Source organism: Ochrobactrum teleogrylli (assembly GCF_006376685.1).
In the GTDB taxonomy this organism is placed as follows: Bacteria; Pseudomonadota; Alphaproteobacteria; order Rhizobiales; family Rhizobiaceae; genus Brucella; species Brucella teleogrylli.
Genome location: NZ_VEWL01000005.1, coordinates 62,060 through 83,005, shown reverse-complemented (window position 1 = coordinate 83,005; position 20,946 = coordinate 62,060). Strand labels below are relative to the sequence as shown.

The following is a 20,946-nucleotide window of genomic DNA, read 5'->3' as shown; positions in this document are numbered from 1 at the left end:
AGAGGCGGTCTGCTATGCAGCGTGGGGTGAGGAGGAGCGCAACGCTTTTTCCGGAAAAACCTATGCAACAACAACGAGAGAGACGCACGGGCAGTTTGCCCGACGTTTCCAGGGAACAAAAAGGTTGCAGGCCAGATGAAAAATACAATCGTAATGGGGTTATTGGGTGCGGCAGCGCTGTTCGGCGCAGCTTCAGGGGCATCTGCCGACACGCTTTCGGATGTGAAGGCAAAGGGCTTCCTGCAATGTGGCGTCAACACCGGTCTTCTCGGTTTTGCTTCGCCGGACGACAAGGGCGAATGGTCGGGCTTCGACGTGGATTATTGCCGCGCGGTCGCGTCCGCGATCTTTGGCGATCCGACCAAGGTGAAGTTTACGCCGCTCAATGCCAAGGAACGCTTCACGGCATTGCAGTCTGGTGAAGTGGATGTTCTGATCCGCAACACCACCTGGACAATCAGCCGCGATACCTCGCTCGGTCTTGATTTCGCGGGCGTGAACTATTTCGACGGCCAGGGCTTCATGATCAATTCGAAGAAGCTTTCCGGCATCAATTCGGCGCTTCAGCTTTCCGGCGCTTCGATCTGCGTTCAGGCTGGCACCACGACCGAACTGAACATGGCCGATTATTTCCGCTCCAACAAAATGGAATATAATCCGGTCGTCTTCGAAAAGGTCGATGAAGCCAATGCGGCTTACGATTCCGGTCGTTGCGACGCTTATACCACCGACCAGTCCGGCCTTTATGCGATCCGCCTGACGCTCGCCAATCCGGACGATCACGTCATCCTGCCGGAAATCATTTCCAAGGAGCCGCTTGGACCAGCTGTCCGTCAGGGCGATTCCAAGTGGGCAGACGTTATCCGCTGGACCCATTATGCCCTGTTGAACGCCGAAGAATTCGGCATCACCAAGGCCAATGTCGACGAGATGAAGAACTCCGACAACCCGGAAATCAAGCGCTTGCTTGGCACGGAAGCCGATACCAAGATCGGCACCGATCTCGGCCTCGACAATGACTGGGTCGTCAAGATCATCAAGGGCGTCGGCAATTACGGCGAATTGTTCGAACGCAATCTCGGCAGCGGCAGTCCACTCAAGATCGCGCGCGGCCTCAATGCCCAGTGGACGAAGGGTGGCCTGCAATACGGCATGCCGATCCGCTAAGGACGACGGCTTTTGCATCTGACATGGGGTGGGGGCATTTGCACCCGCCTCATGCCGGATTTGTCAGCTCTTTATTTCCCTGAGAACAGGTTTCCCTCGGGATCGGACCTGTTTCGTAGCAGGCATTTGAAATGGGCGTTTGCCCACAAGAGCGCATAGCATTTCGCTGGCCAGACATTTGAACCGGCCCGTCGCAAAAAAGTATGGTTCGGCTGCATTGACGTTTCGAGAATTACGCTTCCGTTTGGGAGCGCCGTTTCCGTTCCGAAAAATTTGCGCCAGAGCCCCAAGATACGGGAAACATATGGCTTCCTATTCTGCAACCGAACGCCATGATGGCGGTGGAACCTCACTTCTCTACGATCCGCGCGTTCGCGGCATCTTCTATCAGGTGATTGTGTTCGTCGCGGTCGTAGGCTCGATCTACTGGATCGTCGGAAACACGATCACCAATCTTCAGCGCGCGAATATCGCCTCCGGCTTCGGCTTTCTGAACGGTCGCGCGGGTTTCGATGTCAGCCAGACACTGATTTCCTATAACAGCGATTCCACCTATGGCCGGGCCATTCTGGTCGGTCTGGTCAACACACTCTATGTGGCGGGCTTGGGCGTTATCACGGCCTCGATCATCGGCTTTCTTGTCGGTATCGGTCGTCTGTCGCGCAACTGGCTGATCCGCAAGATCTGCACGGTCTATGTCGAGGTGTTTCGCAACATCCCACCGCTGCTGGTCATTTTCTTCTGGTATTTCGGCATTTTGGCCACCTTGCCGAATGTGCGCGAGAGCATCAGCGGACCGCTGCACACCTATATCAATACACGCGGTTTCTTCATGCCCGCGCCGGTCTGGGGTGAGGGGGCGTGGCTGATACTGGCGGCGCTCGCATTGGGCATTGTCGGCTCTTTCGTGGTGGCGCGCTGGGCCAAGCGCCGGCAGATGGCGACGGGGCAGCCCTTCCATACAATCCGTGTCGCGATCGCTTTGATCATTGGTCTGCCGCTACTTGCCTTCATCGCGACCGGTTTTCCGGTATCCTTCGATGTCCCGAAACTCGGGACGTTCAATCTGACGGGTGGTGCGCAGGTCAAACCGGAATTTCTGGCGCTGTTTCTGGCTCTGTCTTTCTATACGGCGTCGTTCATTGCCGAAACGGTGCGCGCAGGCATTCTTGGCGTCAACAAGGGGCAGACGGAAGCCGCTTATGCTGTTGGCATGCGGCCCGGCCCGACCATGCGGCTGATCATCGTGCCGCAGGCGCTGCGCATCATCATTCCGCCACTGTCGAGCCAGTATCTGAACCTTATCAAGAATTCCTCGCTGGCAATCGCCATCGGCTATCCGGATCTGGTCGCCGTCGGCGGCACGATCCTCAATCAGACGGGCCAGTCGGTTGAAGTCGTGGCGATCTGGATGGTGATCTATCTGGGCATCAGTCTGGTTACATCCGCCCTCATGAACTGGTTCAATGCCAAAATGGCGCTGGTGGAGAGATGACCATGGACAATGCCGATCTCCAATATATCCGCACGCAAATGGTCGATAGCGAAAAGCCGCCGCGTTCCGTACAGGGCTTTTCGCACTGGCTGCGCGTCAATCTCTTCGCTTCTCCAACCGATGCGGCCCTGACGATCTTCGCTCTGTTTCTGTTGTTCTGGTTTCTGCCTTCGGCGATTCAGTGGCTCTTCATCAATGCGGTGTGGAGCGGAACCGACCGCACCGCCTGTCTGACCGTTGCGCAGGGCGGCGCACAGCCGGATGGCTGGTCCGGGGCGTGCTGGGCTTTCGTTCAGGCCAAGTATGAGCAGTTCATTTATGGGCGCTATCCGATCGATGAGCGGTGGCGGGTCAATCTCACGGCGCTGATCTTCGTCGTTCTTTTGGTGCCGCTTCTGATCCCGAAGGTGCCGCAGAAGGCGCTCAACGCCATTCTGTTCTTCTTCGTGTTTCCGTTCGTCGCTTTCTTCCTGCTGGTTGGCGGCTGGTTCGGCCTGTCCTTCGTGGAAACGCCGCTTTGGGGCGGCCTTCTGGTAACGCTGGTTCTGTCCTTCGTGGGCATTGCCGTCTCACTGCCGCTCGGCATTTTGCTGGCGCTCGGTCGCCGGTCGCATCTGCCTGTCATCAAGACATTCAGCATCATTTTCATCGAGATGGTGCGCGGTGTTCCGCTGGTCACAGTGTTGTTCATGGCGAGCGTCATGCTGCCACTGTTCCTGCCGCCAGGTGTCACCTTCGACAAACTGCTGCGTGCGTTGATCGGCGTGGCGTTGTTTGCCTCGGCCTATATGGCGGAAGTGGTGCGCGGCGGACTACAGGCCATTTCGCGCGGGCAATATGAAGGCGCGGATGCGCTCGGCCTCAGCTACTGGCAGAAGACGGGTCTCATCATCCTGCCGCAGGCGCTGAAACTGGTGATTCCCGGCATCGTGAACACCTTCATCGGTCTCTTCAAGGATACGAGCCTCGTCTACATCATCGGCATGTTCGATCTTCTGGGCATTGTTCGCCAGAATTTCTCCGATGCCAATTGGGCTTCTCCACAGACGCCTGCTACCGGCCTTATTTTTGCGGGCTTCGTTTTCTGGATTTTCTGTTTCGCTATGTCGCGATACTCTATATTCATGGAACGACGGCTCGACACGGGTCACAAACGATAAAAAGAACAAAAGGGAATAATGGAATGAGTGCACAAAGCGCCCTCCCGCAATCCGAGCTCGGTGTCGATGTCGACCGCTCCAAGATGCAGGTTTCCAAAACCGATGTCGCCATCGAAATCACCAATATGCATAAGTGGTATGGTGAGTTTCACGTTCTGCGCGACATCAACCTGAAGGTCATGCGCGGTGAGCGTATCGTCGTGGCTGGTCCGTCTGGTTCCGGCAAATCGACGATGATCCGCTGCATCAACCGTCTGGAGGAGCATCAGAAGGGCAAGATCGTCGTTGACGGTATCGAACTCACCAACGATCTGAAGAAGATCGATGAAGTGCGCCGCGAAGTCGGCATGGTGTTCCAGCACTTCAACCTTTTTCCGCATCTGACCATTCTGGAAAACTGCACGCTGGCCCCGATCTGGGTGCGCAAGATGCCGAAGAAAAAGGCGGAAGAAATCGCCATGCATTATCTGGCCCGCGTGAAAATTCCGGAGCAGGCTAATAAATATCCGGGCCAGCTCTCCGGCGGCCAGCAGCAGCGCGTGGCAATTGCCCGTGCGCTGTGCATGAATCCGAAAGTCATGCTGTTTGACGAACCGACTTCGGCGCTCGATCCGGAAATGGTCAAGGAAGTGCTTGATACGATGGTGAGCCTTGCCGCCGAAGGCATGACCATGATCTGCGTGACGCACGAAATGGGCTTTGCCCGTCAGGTCGCCAATCGCGTGATCTTCATGGATCAGGGCCAGATTGTCGAACAGAACTCGCCGAACGAGTTCTTCGACAATCCGCAGCACGAACGCACCAAACTGTTCCTCAGCCAGATCCTGCACTGATCAGGCCGATTGCCTTGCATTGAAAAACACCCGCCAGTGTCGCTGGCGGGTGTTTTAGTTGGAAAGCATATTGCGGACAGGCTGCCGTTTATTCGGCGTGCGGCCCTTCGCAGAACTGGATGCGGTTGCCAAATGGGTCGATCACGCCCATCACGCGGCCCCAGGACTCGGTCTCAATCTCCGGACGCATGAAGCGATAGCCGCGCGCAGTGATTTCCTTATGCAAGGCGTCGACGCCCTGCATGCGCACAAAAATATTGGCGCCGGGGCTGCCATCGCCGTGATGCTCACTCAGATGCAGGATCAGGCCTTCGCGTGACACCTGCATGTAAAGCGGCATATTCTCTGCAAATCGGTGCTCCCAGTCGAGGGTGAAGCCAAGAAAACCGATATAGAACTCCTTGGCTTTCTCAATGTCGAAAATCCGAAAGACGGGGCAGGTTTGTTCAAAGTGGATTGTCATTTTGCACAGCCTTTGCGACTGATAGCCCATTGAAGCGGGGAGGTATTTCGTGACGGATTTCCGGTGGGAAGAGAAGCTCACGCCTGAGCAATATGGCGAATTTCATGCGTTTTACAGCAAGGAATGGTGGACACGCGAGCGAAGCTTCGAAGATGTCGTCCACATGCTCAGCCATTGCGATGTGCTTGTGTTCTGCTTCGACGATGCAGACAAGATTGCTGGCTTTGCGCGGGTGTTGAGCGACTTCACCTTCAAGGCGATGATTTTCGATGTGATCGTTTCCGATCATCACCGGGGACGAGGGCTCGGACAAGCCATCGTCAACCGCGTGTTGGGCCACGAAAAGCTGCAACGCGTGAAGAGTTTCGAACTTTATTGCCCGGACCGGCTGGTGCCGTTCTATGAAAAAATCGGCTTCGTTAAAGGCACTTCATCGCTACTTTTCAACCAGTCGTGATTCAATCCTCCACGAAATGGCGAAGGCGCTGCAAGGCATCGTCCCACTGCGTCGAAACGGCCGCCAGATAGGCGCGGGCATCGACAAGTGGAGCCGGATGCAGGCGGAAATGACTTTCCCGCCCGATCTTTTCCCGTTGCACAAGCCCGACCTGTTCGAGAACGGACAGGTGCTTGGTCACGGCTTGCCGTGTGATGCTGCCATTCTGCGACAGCACCACGATGGAGCGGCTCTCACCGTCACTCAATGTTTCGATGAGCGCAAGTCGGGTCGGGTCGGCAAGCGCCCCGAAAATAGCGGATATTTCCATGGCGTGACTGGCCGGGCTTTCATTCATTTTTCGACATGGGCCTTGATGTTGCCGACCTGCTCCTGCCAGCCGCCATCGTTCATGCGCAGTGCCAATGGCTGGCGCTCGGCGGGCAGGGCATCGAAACCGCTTTCAACAACCGTCAGGCGGGTGCCGCTCTCGATTGGTTCAAGCTTGAATTCCACCAACGTCGGCGGCTCCTTGGAGTAATCGACATCGGGCTCGATCGCATAAGGATGCCAGGTGAAGGCAAAATAGTTCGGCGCCTCCATATCCTTGACGAAGGATTCCCAGCGCACATGCTCAAAGCCCGGATAGGTGATGTGGCCGGTCGAAGCGGTGCCGACGACGAACGGGCCATCGATCTTGACGCGAAACCAGCTTCCAAACTCGTCATGGTCGGTCAGGGCGCGCCAAACGCGGTCAATGCCTGCGCGAATATCAACGGTTTTCTCAATACGATCTGTCGTACTTGCAAGGGTCATGGTGTAAATCCTCCGTAATTGGCAACTCAATGGTTGCTAATTTACAGGTTCAGGAAAAATAAGCAACCGAAAAGTTGCATATTTATTCCGGGGAGGGTGCTTTGTCGGGCAAGGGGAACAGCGTGCGAAGCTTTTCTGCCAAGGCGCGATCTCCTTCGACGATCAGCAGACCGGCCTCCTCAAGCGCTGATAATGGCTGACCGCCATAGATCGTTGCGGCGACCATGCGCGGTGCGCCTTGCAGCGAAAGATCGCATCGTTCTGGCTTACCACGGGCGATATCCAGCGCCTCATCATGCAGGTGGGCGGTGAAATCTTCTCCATCCAGCTGCAGGTGGATGGTCGCATTCATCCCATGCGCGCTTTCGCTATCCAACATAGTGCGCAGGGATAGCAAGAACGACACCGTTGATATCGGCAGGTTCGGATCGTGCATTGGCGAACGCGCGGCCCAACGACCGAGTGCTTGCAGGATAGGCTCGCTTTCATAGCCCCATTCGGTGAGTTCATAGACCTGCACCGAGGCGGGCGGCGGCAATTTGGTCTTGTGGAGAATGCCCGCCAGTTCCAGCCCTTCCAGCCTCTGGGTCAGCACATTGGCGCTGACGCCCGGCAGATCGGCGCGCAAATCGCTGAAGCGCTTTGGGCCCAGCATCAGCTCTCGCATGACCAGCAGCGCCCAGCGCTCCCCAATTAAATCAAGGCCATGCGCTGCGGCGCACGCATCGTCATAGCTGCGCTTGGCGGCTTGTTTTTCGCTTTTAGTTATTTTTACTAACTTCATAGTTGCTTAATATAACTTATCTGTCATTATGTTCAAGCAAACTTAATCCAGACATGTCCGGTAGAGGCAGAAAATGTCTGGCCCAGCGGCGATTAATGTTCGCAATGGAGACAGGGCTGCACCCTGCCAATGGAGGAAATAACATGCCGAAAATGATTTTCGTGAATCTGCCTGTGAAAGACGTTGCGCGCTCGACCAGCTTTTATGAAGCCATTGGCGCGCAGAAGAACCCGATGTTCTCGGACGAAACCGCGTCCTGCATGGTTTTCTCCGATACGATCCACGCCATGATCCTTGATCATGACAAGTTCAGCCAGTTCACGCCGAAGAAAATTGCCGATGCCACCGCAGTCAGCGAAGTACTGGTCTGCCTTTCCGCCGACAGCAAGGCCGAGGTGGATGATACGGTCGAAAAGGCCGCGAAGGCTGGCGGTCGTGCCGATCCAGCGGCCAAACAGGATTACGGTTTCATGTATGGGCGCAGCTTCGAGGACCCGGACGGCCATATCTGGGAGCTGATGTGGATGGATATGGAAGAAGCAGCCAAAGTCATGGGCTGACATCAAACCGGATAGACAGGGAGGAATTGACCATGTCTGGTCTCACCATTTGCCTGTGGTTCGATGGGCAGGCGGAGGAAGCCGCCAATCATTACGTCTCGATTTTTCGCGCCTGCGGGCGACCGGCTTCAATTGATGGCTTCATCCGCTTCAAGCATGGCCATCAGCAGAACGAAGAACAGGCAGTCACCGCGAACTTCACGCTCGATGGGCAAAAAATATGCGGCCTCAACGGCGGTCCGTCGTTCAAGTTTACGCCAGCGGCTTCGTTGATCATTCGCTGCAAGGATCAGGCAGAGGTGGATGCCTTCTGGGAAAAACTTCTGGAAGGCGGTTCGCCGATGGAATGCAGTTGGCTGACCGACAAATACGGTTTCGCATGGCAAATCGTGCCCGACATGTTGCTCGATATTCTCGAAAACGGTGCGCCCGATGTCCGTCAGCGCGTAGCGGACGCCATGATGAAGATGGTCAAGATCGATGTTGCGACACTGGAAGCGGCGCGCGACGCTGCCTGAGTTTTAACCGACTATCCACGTATGGCCGCAACCGCATCATAGCCGTAGAGCCAGTCCAGATCCTTCAGAAAAGTATCCGGGCGGCGCAAGGCAAACAGCATGTTGCGGCCAAGCGCCATCGGTCCGGTGGCGTGATAGGCAAAGCGGTTAAGCTGGCCGCGTTTGGCGACCGCCGCGATCCGTTCCTTGCGGACGGTTTCGAAGCGACGCAGTCCCACCGATTGATCGGCGGCATCAAGCGCTTCGGCAAGTGCGGCAGCATCTTCAATCGCCATCGCCGCACCTTGCGCGGCAAATGGCGTGACGGCATGGGACGCATCGCCCAGAAATATGGTGCGGTTTGGCCCCAGAAACTGCGGTTCCGACATTTCGAAAAGCGGCCAATACGTCCAATCTTCGGCAGTTGCCAGAACATCGCGAACCGGCTTGGCCCAATCCCGATAGGCGGCTTGCAGCTTTGCGCGGTCGCCTGTTCTGGACCAGTTTTCGCCCGCATTTTCACCTGCCGTTATGGCAACGAAATTGAAGAATGTCCCGGCTTTGACGGGATAGGCGATGAAATGAATCCTCGGGCCGAGCCAGGCCGATACGGCCTTGCGTACGGGAAGAGCGCTCAGGAAAGAGGCGGGCAGGGCATTGGTTGCCAATGTTGCGCGCCACGCAATATGGCCGCTGAACCGCGCCTTGTCATAACCGGCAAGTGCGCGCTCGACCGACCAGACTCCATCGCAGGCGATCAGATAATCGGCCTCGATGGTCTCCGTTCCGCTTTCGCTTTTGACGGTCGCCACGATGCCCTTGTCGCGAGCGCTATGATCGAGGATTTCGCTGCCGAGACTGATCTGGATCGCCGGGTTTTCCGCGCAAGCTTGCAACAGGGCCGATTGCAAATCGGCACGATGGCAGACCACATAGGCATGATGCCAGCGCTTAAAAGCCCTGTCGCCCAGCTCCATCGCAAGCAGGGGACGCGCCTTGCGCCCGTCAACGAGGTAGAGCTTTTCAGGTGTTACGGCGTGGGAAGCCAAGCTGTCGGCGATACCGAGGCGTTCGAGGTGACGCATGGCGTTGGGGGCCAGCTGCAGGCCCGCACCGACTTCAGAAAGAGCTGAGGCTTTCTCGATGAGCCGGATGGTCCAGCCCCGTGCTGCAAGTTCCAGCGCCGCGCTCAATGCCGCGACACCGGCTCCTGCTATCAATATGTGGCCTTTGCCCATATCGGTCTTCTTGCCCAATGCTGTGACGAGATGGGCTTTAACAGACGCCGATCAGGCCGCTTTGTCGGCTGGGGCGTCGTAGGTGCAGCCTGACGGGACGGTTTCGTCGGCATGCAGCTTGGCATTGTAGCGATAAAGGGTCGAGCAATACGGGCAGACCACTTCGCTTTCATCGCCCATGTCGAGGAAGACATGCGGATGGTCGAAAGGCGGGTTTGCGCCGACGCACATGAATTCCTTTACGCCGATTTCAATGGCATTATGGCCGGCGTCGTTCTGGAAATGAGGAATGATGTGATCGGACATAATACGCTCCGGGCTGTCGTTCGCGGTATATAGCACGCCTCAGACCAGCGCGCTCAAAACTCTGCTTGCGTTTACCGCGAAACGCTTGTTTCCGGAAGCGTTTTCATCAATTCTAGGGATATTTAAGTGATTTGCTATCAAACTGTCATGCGACAGCCATAGGCTTTACGATGCGCCGGTTCGTTCCGGCAGATGCCGGATTAGGAAAAATGAACGAAAACAGTGCGTTGGCAAGCCAAACCCAGAACGGGGCTCATGAGATGACAGCTGAACCAGCCCGCACCTCCGATATCGGTTCGGACATGCAAAACGCTCCCGATGCTCACAAAGCTTTGAATGAAGATAAGATCGCGGAGCTGATGAACAGCGCGGATCGCTTCGTTAATCGTGAGTTTTCCTGGCTCCAGTTCAATCGTCGCGTTCTGGACGAGGCGGCCAATATGCGCCAGCCCTTACTGGAGCGCCTGCGTTTTCTGTCTATTTCGGCCACCAATCTCGATGAATTTTTCATGGTGCGCATTGCCGGTCTTGCCGGACAGGTGCGGGCCGGCGTGGCGCTGCGCAGTGCCGATGGTCGTACGCCACAGGAACAGCTCGATTTCGTTCTGGATGAAGTGAGCCGCTTGCAGGCCGAGCAACAGGGACGTTTCCGCATTTTGCGTGATGAACTGGTGCAGGAAAATATCGACATCGTTCGCCCGTCGGGCTTGTCGGATTCGGAAAAGGAATGGCTGGAAAGCCATTTTCTTGAAACGATCTTCCCGGTTTTGACGCCGCTCTCCATCGATCCGGCTCATCCTTTCCCGTTCATTCCGAATCTGGGCTTCTCAATTGCCTTGCAGCTGGCGCGTCGCGCCGACAATCACCCGATGACTGCGCTGCTGCGCATTCCGGTGGCTCTGAAGCGTTTCATCCAGCTGCCGACAGACCAACAAAACGTCTATCGTGTCATCACCATTGAAGATGCGGTGAGCCTGTTTATCGGGCGGCTGTTCCCTGGTTATGAGGTGCGCGGCGCGGGCACATTCCGCATTATTCGCGACAGCGATATCGAAGTTGAAGAAGAAGCCGAAGACCTCGTGCGTCTCTTCGAAACGGCGCTGAAGCGCCGCCGTCGCGGTCAGGTGATCCGTATCGAATTCGATGGCGAAATGCCGGAAGCCCTGCGCGTCTTTGTGGCGACCGAACTTGGCGTCTCCGAAAATCGTGTCAGCGTGCATGAAGGACTTCTGGCGCTCAACATGATCTCGGAAATCGTTTCGATCCCGCGCGATGACCTGAAATTCGTGTCCTACAATCCGCGTTTCCCGGAACGTATCCGCGAACATGGCGGCGATTGCTTCGCCGCGATTCGCGAAAAGGATATCGTGGTTCACCACCCTTATGAATCCTTCGACGTTGTGGTGCAGTTCCTGCGTCAGGCGGCGGCGGACCCGGATGTGCTGGCCATCAAGCAGACGCTCTACCGCACCTCCAACGACAGCCCGATTGTGCGTGCGCTGGTCGATGCGGCGGAAGCGGGAAAGTCGGTGACGGCGCTGGTCGAGCTGAAGGCGCGCTTCGATGAAGAAGCCAATATTCGCTGGGCGCGCGATCTCGAACGCGCGGGCGTGCAGGTGGTGTTCGGCTTTATCGAATTGAAGACGCACGCAAAAATGTCGCTTGTCGTGCGGCGCGAAGATCAGAAATTGCGCTCCTATGTGCATCTGGGCACGGGCAATTATCACCCGATCACCGCGCGCATTTATACGGATCTATCCTTCTTCACCTCGGATGCGGATATTGCCCGCGATGTGGCGCATATCTTCAATTTCATCACCGGCTATGCCCAGCCCGCCGAGGAAATGAAAATCGCCATTTCGCCATTCACCTTGCGCGCGCGTATCATCAAGCACATTGAGGATGAAGTGGCGCATGCGAAGGCTGGGCGACCGGCGGCGATCTGGATGAAGATGAATTCGCTGGTCGATCCACAGATTATTGATGCGCTCTATAAGGCAAGCCAGGCGGGCGTTCATATCGATCTGGTGGTCCGCGGCATTTGCTGCCTGCGGCCGGGTGTTCCAGGCTTATCGGACAATATTCGCGCCAAGTCCATTGTCGGGCGTTTTCTCGAGCATAGCCGCGTTTTCTGCTTTGGAAACGGGCATGATCTGCCGTCCGACAAGGCGATTGTCTATATTGGTTCCGCCGATATGATGCCGCGCAATCTCGACCGCCGTGTGGAGACTTTAGTACCCATCACCAACGCAACAGTTCATCAACAAATTTTATCACAAATCATGTTTGCCAACATAATTGATAACCAACAGAGCTATCAGCTACTTGCGGATGGCACCTCTCGCCGGATAGAAAAAGAAGAAGGAGAGGAAGCTTTCAACGCGCAGGAATATTTCATGACCAATCCTAGCCTTTCGGGTCGCGGAAAGTCGCTGAAGTCTTCGGCCCCCCGCCTCATCGCACATCGCAAGCGTGCGCAGGCGGAAAGAAAAACGACTGCATGAGCCCAGCTATAGCACAAGGCCGTCTGAAGGGTCTCAAGCCCATCGGGGTCATTGACATCGGCTCGAATTCGATCCGTCTCGTCATTTACGAAGGTATCGTCCGTTCACCGACGGTGCTTTTCAACGAAAAACTCCTTTGCGGTCTCGGCAAGGGACTGGCCAAGACAGGTCGGCTCAACGACAAGTCCGTCGATATTGCGCTGCGCGCCTTGCGGCGCTTCCGTGCGCTGGCCGAACAGGCTGGCGCCGTTTCCGTGCACGCGCTGGCGACAGCCGCCGCACGCGAAGCGAAGAACGGGCCTGATTTCATCGCGCAGGCCGAGGCCATTCTCGGGCGGCACATTGAAGTACTGTCCGGCAAGGAAGAAGCCTATTATTCGGCGCTGGGGATCATTTCCGGCTTCCACAAGCCCCATGGCGTGGCGGGTGATCTCGGTGGCGGCAGCCTTGAGCTGGTGGCCGTCAACGATCACGATATCGGCGAGGGCATCACCCTGCCGCTCGGCGGCTTGCGCCTTCAGGACATGTCCGACGAAAAGCTGACGGAAGCTGCGACGATCACACGCACGGAGCTTGCAAAGGCAACGCTGCTTGAAATGCATCAGGGGCAGGTTTTCTATGCGGTCGGCGGCACGTGGCGTAACCTTGCCAAGTTGCATATGACCGCGAAGCATTATCCCCTGCTGGTCATGCATGGCTACGAGATGGACCCGGTCGAGGCGCAGAGTTTTCTCAAGCGCGTCGCCAAGGGCAATATCGACACGATGCGCGGTATTGAGGCGGTATCGAAGAACCGTCGCCAGCTTCTGTCTTATGGCGCGACCGTGATGCTGGAAACCATCCGCCGCATGAAGCCATCTAAGATCGTTTTCTCGGCATTGGGCGTGCGCGAAGGATATCTCTATTCGCTGTTGCCGAAGAACGAGCAGAAACTCGACCCATTGCTGGCTTCTGCGGAAGAACTGGCGATCCTGCGGTCGCGTTCGCCACGCCATGCGCGTGAACTTGCCGTCTGGACGACGCTTTCATTGCCGCAACTGGGCTTTGATGAAACCGAGGATGAGGCGCGTTATCGCGAAGCCGCATGTCTTGTGGCGGATATAAGCTGGCGCGCGCATCCCGATTATCGCGGTTCGCAGGCGCTGAACATCATTGCTCACGGCTCGTTCGGCGGCATTGACCATCCGGGCCGTTCCTATATGGCGCTGGCCAATTACTATCGTCATGAAGGGCTGATCGAAGACGAGATTGCGCCGGAAATCGTGCAGCTTGCCACACCGCGCCTGCGCGAAAGGGCCAAGCTGCTCGGTGCATTGCTACGCGTCGTCTATCTTTTGTCGGCATCGATGCCGGGTGTCATTCCACGCCTCTATTGGCGTGAGGAAGAAAACGGCATTGCGCTGGTCGTGCCGGGCGATCTTGCCGATCTTGTTTCGGACCGCCCGGAAGGTCGCCTGCAGCAGCTTGCCAAATTGACGGGCAAGAACCTGTATTTTGCGATCAGCGACAAGGGAGGGGAATAAGGGAGTAAGGGAATAGGGGAGTATGTTTATACAGCCCTTTTCACCTATTCCCTTACTCCCCTAATTCCACCGCCCGAATACGGCGGTTCTCGAACTTGATGCCGATCTTGCCGTCGATCAGGTCCAGTGCCTTTTGACCGAACACTTCGCGACGCCAGCCTTGCAAGGCCTGCACTTTCGCTTCATCGCCTTCGGCTGCAATCTTGTCGATATCATCCGAGCTGGCGACGATCTTGGCGGCAACGCCGTGTTCTTCTGTCACCAGCTTCAGCAGAACCTTCAGAAGATCGGCTGCGGCAGCGCTGCCTTCCGGCGAATGCGACGGCTTCGGCAGCTTCGGCAGGTCTTCTTTAGGGATAGCGAGCGCTGACTGAATTGCGGCGACCAGACCGGCAGCCTGCGCCGAGCGTTCCCACCCCTTCGGGATCGAACGCAGACGACCAAGCGCCTCGGCGTCACGCGGCTGCTGCTGCGCGATTTCGGCAATTGTATCGTCCTTGATGATACGGCCACGCGGCACATTGCGTTCGCGCGCTTCCCGCTCGCGCCATGCAGCAACGGATTGCATGATGGCCAGTTCGATCGGCTTGCGCACGCGCGCCTTGACCCGCCGCCATGCGTCGTCCGGATGCAGATCATAGGTCTCGCGGGCGGTCAGAACCGCCATTTCCTCGTTCACCCATTCGCTGCGGCCTTCTTTCTGAAGCTCTTCCTTCAGATAGAGATAGATATCGCGCAGATAGGTGACATCGGCCAGCGCATAGTCGAGCTGCTTGTCCGAAAGCGGACGTCTGCGCCAGTCGGTAAAGCGGGACGACTTGTCGAGATGCTTGCCGGTGACTTTCTGGACCAACTGGTCGTAGGAAATCGCATCGCCGAAACCGCAGACCATCGCCGCGACCTGACTGTCGAAGACAGGAGACGGGATGAGATCGCCAAGATGAAACACGATTTCGATATCCTGCCGCGCAGCATGGAAAACCTTGACGATTTTCTCGTCGGCCATCAGGCGGAAGAAGGGTGCAAGGTCGAGACCGGGCGCAAGCGCATCCACCAGCGCGGTGTGATCCGGCGAAGCCATCTGGATAAGGCACAATTCCGGCCAGAACGTCGTTTCGCGGATGAACTCCGTGTCGACAGTGACGAAATCTGACTTGGATAGGGCGGATACGGCCTCTTCAAGGGCCTCGGTGGTCGTGATGAGTTGCATAAGTTTCTTTTAGACAAAGCGACATTGATTGTCCCGAAAGAATGCGCAAAAGCGATAGCATAACAAGTGCAAATCGTGTTTTTTGTCGATACGTTACGTCATGCGGTCAGAACCGCGCCACTTGTAGAGAGTGCAGACTTGACAAAACCCGGTCAAAATGCGCTTTTCCGCCAGAATTTGCAGCGCTTTGCCTGCACTGACTTATCTTACCAAAAGGCAGAAATCATGCACCGTTACCGCAGCCATACCTGCGCAGCCCTCCGTAAGACGGACGTCGGTTCGAACGTTCGTCTGTCCGGCTGGGTTCACCGCGTCCGTGACCATGGCGGCATTCTCTTCATCGATCTTCGCGATCATTACGGCATTACCCAGATTGTGGCCGATCCCGATTCGCCCGCTTTCAAGGTTGCCGAAACAGTTCGCGGCGAGTGGGTCATCCGCGTCGATGGTGAAGTGAAGGCCCGCGCAGGTGATGCGGTCAATGCGAACCTGCCGACCGGCGAAGTTGAAATCTTCGCGACCGAGATCGAAGTTCTGGCCGCAGCCAAGGAACTGCCGCTGCCTGTCTTCGGCGAGCCGGATTATCCGGAAGATATCCGACTGAAGTATCGCTTCCTCGATCTGCGCCGCGAAACGCTGCACAAGAACATTATGAGCCGCACCAAGATCATTGCCGCGATGCGTCGCCGCATGACCGAAATCGGCTTCAACGAGTTCACCACGCCGATCCTGACGGCCTCGTCGCCGGAAGGCGCACGCGACTTCCTCGTGCCAAGTCGTATTCACGAAGGCAAGTTCTATGCGCTGCCGCAGGCACCGCAGCAGTACAAGCAGCTTCTGATGGTTGCCGGTTTCGACCGCTACTTCCAGATTGCGCCTTGCTTCCGCGACGAAGACCCGCGCGCTGATCGCTTGCCGGGCGAATTCTACCAGCTCGACCTTGAAATGAGCTTCGTGACCCAGGAAGAAATCTGGGAAACGATGGAACCGGTCATGCGCGGCATTTTCGAAGAATTTGCCGAAGGCAAGCCGGTGACGCAGAAATTCCGCCGTATCGCCTATGACGACGCGATCCGCACCTATGGTTCCGACAAGCCGGATCTGCGCAACCCGATCGAAATGCAGGCTGTGACCGATCATTTCGCGGGTTCCGGTTTCAAGGTCTTCGCGAACATGATCGCCAACGACCCCAAAGTCGAAGTCTGGGCCATTCCGGCCAAGACTGGCGGCTCCAGAGCATTCTGCGACCGCATGAATTCCTGGGCGCAGAGCGAAGGCCAGCCGGGTCTTGGCTATATCTTCTGGCGCAAGGAAGGCGACAAGCTTGAAGGCGCTGGCCCGATTGCCAAGAACATTGGCGAGGAACGCACCGAAGCAATCCGTGTGCAGATGGGCCTCGACGATGGCGACGCCTGCTTCTTCGTGGCTGGCCAACCGTCGAAGTTCTACAAGTTCGCTGGCGATGCGCGCACCCGTGCAGGCGAAGAACTGAACCTCGTGGATCGCGACCGTTTCGAACTGGCCTGGATCATCGACTTCCCGTTCTACGAATGGGACGAAGACAACAAGAAGCTCGACTTCGCGCACAACCCGTTCTCCATGCCGCAGGGCGGTCTGGATGCGCTGGAAAATCAGGACCCGCTCGCCATCAAGGCCTATCAGTACGACCTCGTCTGCAACGGCTTCGAAATCGCTTCGGGCTCGATCCGTAACCAGCTGCCGGACGTCATGGTCAAGGCCTTCGAAAAGGTGGGACTGAGCCAGCAGGACGTGGAAGAGCGCTTCGGCGGTCTCTACCGTGCGTTCCAGTACGGTGCGCCTCCGCATGGAGGCATGGCTGCCGGTATCGACCGCGTCATCATGCTGCTGGTCGGTGCAAAGAACCTGCGTGAAATCTCGCTGTTCCCGATGAACCAGCAGGCGCTCGATCTTCTGATGAACGCGCCTTCGGAAGTGACGCCAGCCCAGCTGCGCGATCTTCATATCCGTTTGGCTCCCCAGGCTCAGAAGAGCTAAGCTCTTTTTCAGAGAACAAAAAACCCGGCCTTTGAGCCGGGTTTTTTATTTTGGATCAAATCTCGAAAAAAAGCCCGGTGCATTCACCGGGCTTCTTCGATTTTAGTTGTTGGCGTCGATGCCGACCTTCAACAGCTGGATGATCTTCGTTGGATCGAGCGAGGCGGTTGCAACGATCGATGCGAAGGTGACCGGCTGGTCAGGCGAGGCGCTCAGCGTCAGAGACTTCGGATCGGAGAAATACTTGTCCGATGCCGCTTTCAGCTGCTGCGCAAATTCCGGGTTCTTCAGCTGGGTGGCCATCAGCGGAACCATCATCTTCAGCTGTTCGCCAAGCGCCTTGGCGTCCGAACCCTGCTGCTTGGCATAATAGGTCAGCAGCTTTTCGGTCAGCGATGCATCGTCAAAGCGGATCGTCAGGTTCTTGAGGTTCAGCTGTTCTGCGAGGCCGAGAATGGCAAGACCGGCGGCGTCCTTGTCGGCGTCCGACTTGGTCATTGCTTCCTGCGTCTTCTGCACGGCTTCGACAAAGGCCAGATCGTAACCGCCAAGGCTGCCGGTAATGTTGATCTTGCCGAGGTCCTGCGCATCAACTTCCATCTGGTCGAGGGTGGCATCGCCCGACTTCGGCGACCACTGACCTTTCATGTTGACGGCGGCCTGAAGGCTCTTCATGCCCAGCGGCTCAAGCGGGTTCTGGCCGTCCTTGCCGAAGGTGGCGTCAATGCTGGCGACAGTGGCGCTGTAACCGATCTTTTCCGCCTTGTTCGACGTGTCGAGCGAGACATCGATGCCCTTCACCGTGGCGCCATCCGTGCCCGGCTTGCCGAAGGCGAGTTCATCGATCTTCATCTTGTCGTAAAGAACCATGCTGTCGAGCGGACCCTTGGCGGATTCGGCTGGAATCCGCAGGTTCTGCATCGACATGCCCTTGATGGAGGCCTGATCGTTCTTGCCGTCGGTGCTGTCGAGCGTGAGGTCGGGAACGACAACCTGTCCGATGGTGAAGCCGCCATCCTGTGCGTCCTGAACATCTTCAAGCGTCACATCGCCGACTTCCACGTCTTTCGGAGACAGCGTGGCAAGTTTGACCTTGGTGCCTTCGAGGACGATATTCGAACCGTCGGCCTTTACATTGGCAAAGCTCAGTTCACCGCCCTGCTTTTCGTAGAGGGCCTTGAGGCGCTCGGCGACGGCATTGGCATCCGCAGCCATGGCGGCGCTGCCGAAAATCAGCGAAAGCGCTGTGCTTGCAGCAAAAATGCGCGCCGCTGGCTTGATGTTGACGAAAACCTGCATTCGAAGCTCCTGGCTCATCTCTTGATTTGGGTGCGGCATTCATAGGCGCAAATGTTCTAATTTAACAACCAGATTTGCTAATCCTGTGGTTGCAGCACGAGAAAACTAGTTTCCGGTTGCTCTATAGTGTGTAAATGGCGGCGGATTTGCGACTGACGCTCTGTTGCACACTCCAATCTGGATTTGTGCAACTATGCAGTGGATTTCAAGCGCAGCCTTGCGCTTTGCGTGTCCTATTTGGCGCAGCTGCACTGTAATGTACTGGTTTAGTTCTCCTGAACGCTTGCTGACGAATCGCGCACTTGGTACTGAGAAGCATGGGAAAAAGTCTGATTCCGCCGGGCGACGGCGAAGAACACATCGAAAAGGTCGATCTTAAATCGGCCCTCGAGGAACGTTACCTCGCTTATGCGCTGTCCACGATCATGCATCGTGCGCTGCCGGACGTGCGCGACGGTCTCAAACCGGTGCATCGCCGCATCATGCATGCCATGCGCCTGCTGCGTCTCAATCCCGATCAGGCCTATGCGAAATGCGCGCGTATCGTGGGCGATGTGATGGGTAAGTTCCATCCGCATGGCGACGCGTCGATTTACGATGCGCTGGTGCGACTGGCGCAGGATTTCGCGGTGCGTTATCCGCTGGTCGACGGGCAGGGCAATTTCGGCAATATCGACGGCGATAATGCCGCCGCCATGCGTTACACCGAAGCGCGCATGACCGAAGTGGCGACGCTGCTGCTCGAAGGCATCACCGAGGACGCCATCGATTTCCGTCCGACCTATAATGAGGAAGACGAGGAGCCGATCGTTCTGCCGGGCGCATTCCCGAACCTGCTGGCCAATGGCTCGGCGGGCATCGCGGTTGGCATGGCCACGAATATTCCGCCGCATAATGTGGCGGAGCTGTGCTCGTCGGCGCTTTATCTGATCAATCATCCCGATGCGGGCGTGGAAGAACTCATCACCTCGCCGGAGCAATATGCGGAAATCGAGCAGGAAGCGAAATCGGATCCGTCTGCACTTTTGAAAGCCAAGGTGCGCGGCCCGGATTTCCCGACGGGCGGTGTTCTGGTTGAAGAACACGGCAATATTGTCGAAGCCTATCGCACCGGTCGCGGCGCGTTTCGCGTTCGCGCGCGCTGGGAAAAAGAAGAGGGCAATCGCGGCACCTGGGTGATCGTTGTCACCGAAATTCCCTATCAGGTACAGAAGTCGCGCCTGATCGAGAAGATTGCCGAATTGCTGCTGGCCAAGAAGCTGCCGCTGCTCGACGATATTCGCGATGAATCTGCGGAAGATATCCGCATCGTTCTGGAGCCGAAGAACCGCACGGTCGATCCTGAACTGCTGATGGAATCGCTGTTCAAGCTGACCGAGCTCGAAAATCGCGTTTCGCTCAACATGAATGTGCTGTCGCACGGCAAGGTGCCGAATGTTCTCTCGCTGGGCGGCGTGCTGCGCGAATGGTTGGAACACCGCAAGGAAGTTCTGGTTCGCCGCTCGCAATATCGTCTGGCCGAGATTGAACGGCGTCTGGAAATCCTCGGCGGCTTTCTGATCGCCTATCTCAATCTGGATGAGGTTATCCGCATCATCCGCGAGGAAGACGAGCCGAAGCAGGAATTGATGCGGGCCTTCGAACTGACCGATGTTCAGGCCGAGTCCATCCTCAATATGCGCCTGCGTTCGTTGCGCAAGCTCGAAGAATTCGAGATCCGCAAAGAGTTCGACGCTCTGACCGTCGAGAAGACCGATTTGGAAGGACTGCTCGCTTCCGGCACGCGCCAGTGGAAGAAGATCAGCACCGAAATCAAGGCGGTGCGCGAGAAATTCGGCCCTGCTACCAAGCTCGGCAAGCGCCGCACGAATTTCGCGGAAGCCCCGACCCACGATCTTGAAGACATCCACAATGCCATGATCGAGCGCGAGCCTGTCACAATCGTCGTATCGGAAAAGGGCTGGCTGCGCGCGATGAAGGGCCATATGGCCGATTTCTCGACGCTTTCCTTCAAGGAAGGCGACAAGCTCAAACTGGCTTTCCACGCGGAAACCACCGACAAGCTTCTGTTCTTCACGACAGGCGGCAAGTTCTTCACCATCGGTGCGAATACGCTTCCGGGCGGTCGCGGCCATGGCGAGCCGATCCGCATTCTGGTCGATATGGAAAACGATCAGGATATTCTGACGGCCTTCGTGCACGATCCGTCGGCAAAGCTGCTGCTCGTTTCGCATGAAGGCAATGGTTTCATCGTTCCGGAAAACGAAGCCGTCGCCAACACCCGCAAGGGCAAGCAGGTGATGAATGTAAAGGCTCCGGACGAGGCGAAGATTTGCGCCCGCGTTTCCGGCGATCACATTGCCGTCGTCGGCGAAAACCGCAAGATGGTCGTGTTCCCGCTGACGGAAATCCCGGAAATGACGCGCGGCAAGGGCGTGCGCCTGCAAAAATACAAGGATGGCGGCGTGTCTGATATCCGCACTTTTGCAATTGCCGAAGGGCTGTCATGGCAGGATTCGGCGGAACGCACCTTTACGCGCAGCAAGGAAGAACTCATCGAATGGATCGGTGCACGCGCTTCCGCCGGCCGCGTTGTTCCGAAGGGGTTTCCACGTTCGGGTAAGTTCTGACAGGTATAG

General features: G+C 56.9%; 19 protein-coding genes. 11 read left to right on the top strand and 8 right to left on the bottom strand.

Features of this window, described 5'->3' with window-relative positions; translation table 11 throughout:
- Positions 1-135 precede the first annotated feature (135 nt).
- The 4 genes from FIC94_RS10285 (at position 136) to FIC94_RS10270 (ending at position 4,655) form a co-directional block, all read left to right on the top strand.
- Positions 136-1,167, top strand: a complete 1,032-nt coding sequence (locus FIC94_RS10285; protein ID WP_109368706.1) for an amino acid ABC transporter substrate-binding protein — start codon at positions 136-138, stop codon at positions 1,165-1,167.
- 304 nt (positions 1,168-1,471) lie between these two features.
- On the top strand, positions 1,472-2,662 hold the full coding sequence (locus tag FIC94_RS10280) for an amino acid ABC transporter permease (RefSeq protein ID WP_140024808.1): 1,191 nt from the start codon (positions 1,472-1,474) through the stop codon (positions 2,660-2,662).
- A gap of 2 nt (positions 2,663-2,664) precedes the next feature.
- Positions 2,665-3,822, top strand: coding sequence for an amino acid ABC transporter permease (locus FIC94_RS10275; protein WP_140024915.1), 1,158 nt, complete (start codon positions 2,665-2,667; stop codon positions 3,820-3,822).
- Positions 3,823-3,845: 23 nt separating this feature from the next.
- Positions 3,846-4,655, top strand: a complete 810-nt coding sequence (locus FIC94_RS10270) for an amino acid ABC transporter ATP-binding protein (RefSeq protein ID WP_121535689.1) — start codon at positions 3,846-3,848, stop codon at positions 4,653-4,655.
- Positions 4,656-4,743: 88 nt separating this feature from the next.
- Here the strand turns inward: FIC94_RS10270 and FIC94_RS10265 are convergent, their stop codons facing one another.
- Positions 4,744-5,118 (bottom strand): glyoxalase superfamily protein, encoded by a 375-nt coding sequence (locus tag FIC94_RS10265; protein WP_140024807.1) that lies wholly within the window; start codon positions 5,116-5,118, stop codon positions 4,744-4,746.
- Positions 5,119-5,167: 49 nt separating this feature from the next.
- Here FIC94_RS10265 and FIC94_RS10260 point away from each other — a divergent pair, with 49 nt between their 5' ends.
- Entirely contained in the window at positions 5,168-5,575 is a 408-nt protein-coding gene (locus FIC94_RS10260) for a GNAT family N-acetyltransferase (RefSeq protein WP_140024806.1), read from the top strand.
- Between the two features lies 1 nt (position 5,576).
- On the opposite strand, the gene FIC94_RS10255 is transcribed toward FIC94_RS10260, so the two are convergent.
- From FIC94_RS10255 to FIC94_RS10245, 3 genes are all read right to left on the bottom strand, one after another.
- Positions 5,577-5,912 carry an ArsR/SmtB family transcription factor gene (locus FIC94_RS10255; RefSeq protein ID WP_235891988.1) on the bottom strand — a complete coding sequence of 112 codons (336 nt, stop codon included), beginning with the start codon at positions 5,910-5,912 and terminating at the stop codon, positions 5,577-5,579.
- Positions 5,909-6,370, bottom strand: a complete 462-nt coding sequence (locus FIC94_RS10250) for an SRPBCC family protein (RefSeq protein WP_109368710.1) — start codon at positions 6,368-6,370, stop codon at positions 5,909-5,911. The genes FIC94_RS10255 and FIC94_RS10250 overlap by 4 nt, the downstream gene beginning before the upstream one ends.
- A gap of 82 nt (positions 6,371-6,452) precedes the next feature.
- Positions 6,453-7,154: a winged helix-turn-helix transcriptional regulator gene (locus tag FIC94_RS10245; protein ID WP_140024805.1), complete on the bottom strand. Its 702-nt coding sequence runs from the start codon at positions 7,152-7,154 to the stop codon at positions 6,453-6,455.
- 143 nt (positions 7,155-7,297) lie between these two features.
- On the opposite strand from FIC94_RS10245, the gene FIC94_RS10240 reads away from it, so the two are divergent.
- Both FIC94_RS10240 and FIC94_RS10235 read left to right on the top strand, forming a co-directional pair.
- Complete coding sequence (locus FIC94_RS10240) at positions 7,298-7,714, top strand: VOC family protein (protein ID WP_109368712.1); 417 nt, start codon at positions 7,298-7,300, stop codon at positions 7,712-7,714.
- A 32-nt stretch (positions 7,715-7,746) separates the two neighbouring features.
- Positions 7,747-8,232: a VOC family protein gene (locus tag FIC94_RS10235; protein WP_140024804.1), complete on the top strand. Its 486-nt coding sequence runs from the start codon at positions 7,747-7,749 to the stop codon at positions 8,230-8,232.
- Between the two features lie 11 nt (positions 8,233-8,243).
- On the opposite strand, the gene FIC94_RS10230 is transcribed toward FIC94_RS10235, so the two are convergent.
- Positions 8,244-9,449, bottom strand: coding sequence for an FAD-binding protein (locus FIC94_RS10230; protein ID WP_140024803.1), 1,206 nt, complete (start codon positions 9,447-9,449; stop codon positions 8,244-8,246).
- Between the two features lie 51 nt (positions 9,450-9,500).
- Positions 9,501-9,755: a zinc-finger domain-containing protein gene (locus FIC94_RS10225; RefSeq protein WP_109368715.1), complete on the bottom strand. Its 255-nt coding sequence runs from the start codon at positions 9,753-9,755 to the stop codon at positions 9,501-9,503.
- Positions 9,756-10,015: 260 nt separating this feature from the next.
- Here FIC94_RS10225 and FIC94_RS10220 point away from each other — a divergent pair, with 260 nt between their 5' ends.
- Together FIC94_RS10220 and ppx are read left to right on the top strand one after the other, a co-directional pair.
- Entirely contained in the window at positions 10,016-12,259 is a 2,244-nt protein-coding gene (locus tag FIC94_RS10220; RefSeq protein ID WP_371830902.1) for an RNA degradosome polyphosphate kinase, read from the top strand.
- Positions 12,256-13,782 (top strand): exopolyphosphatase, encoded by a 1,527-nt coding sequence (ppx, locus tag FIC94_RS10215; protein ID WP_140024802.1) that lies wholly within the window; start codon positions 12,256-12,258, stop codon positions 13,780-13,782. Before FIC94_RS10220 ends, ppx begins: the two co-directional genes overlap by 4 nt.
- Positions 13,783-13,834: 52 nt before the next feature.
- On the opposite strand, the gene rnd is transcribed toward ppx, so the two are convergent.
- Positions 13,835-14,992 carry a ribonuclease D gene (gene rnd, locus FIC94_RS10210; RefSeq protein WP_109368718.1) on the bottom strand — a complete coding sequence of 386 codons (1,158 nt, stop codon included), beginning with the start codon at positions 14,990-14,992 and terminating at the stop codon, positions 13,835-13,837.
- A 225-nt stretch (positions 14,993-15,217) separates the two neighbouring features.
- Between rnd and aspS the strand changes: the two genes are divergently transcribed.
- On the top strand, positions 15,218-17,008 hold the full coding sequence (aspS, locus tag FIC94_RS10205; protein WP_121535712.1) for an aspartate--tRNA ligase: 1,791 nt from the start codon (positions 15,218-15,220) through the stop codon (positions 17,006-17,008).
- A gap of 102 nt (positions 17,009-17,110) precedes the next feature.
- On the opposite strand, the gene FIC94_RS10200 is transcribed toward aspS, so the two are convergent.
- Positions 17,111-18,307: an aq_1923 C-terminal domain gene (locus FIC94_RS10200; protein ID WP_140024801.1), complete on the bottom strand. Its 1,197-nt coding sequence runs from the start codon at positions 18,305-18,307 to the stop codon at positions 17,111-17,113.
- Between the two features lie 317 nt (positions 18,308-18,624).
- On the opposite strand from FIC94_RS10200, the gene parC reads away from it, so the two are divergent.
- Positions 18,625-20,937, top strand: a complete 2,313-nt coding sequence (parC, locus tag FIC94_RS10195) for a DNA topoisomerase IV subunit A (RefSeq protein WP_140024800.1) — start codon at positions 18,625-18,627, stop codon at positions 20,935-20,937.
- Positions 20,938-20,946: the final 9 nt, after the last annotated feature.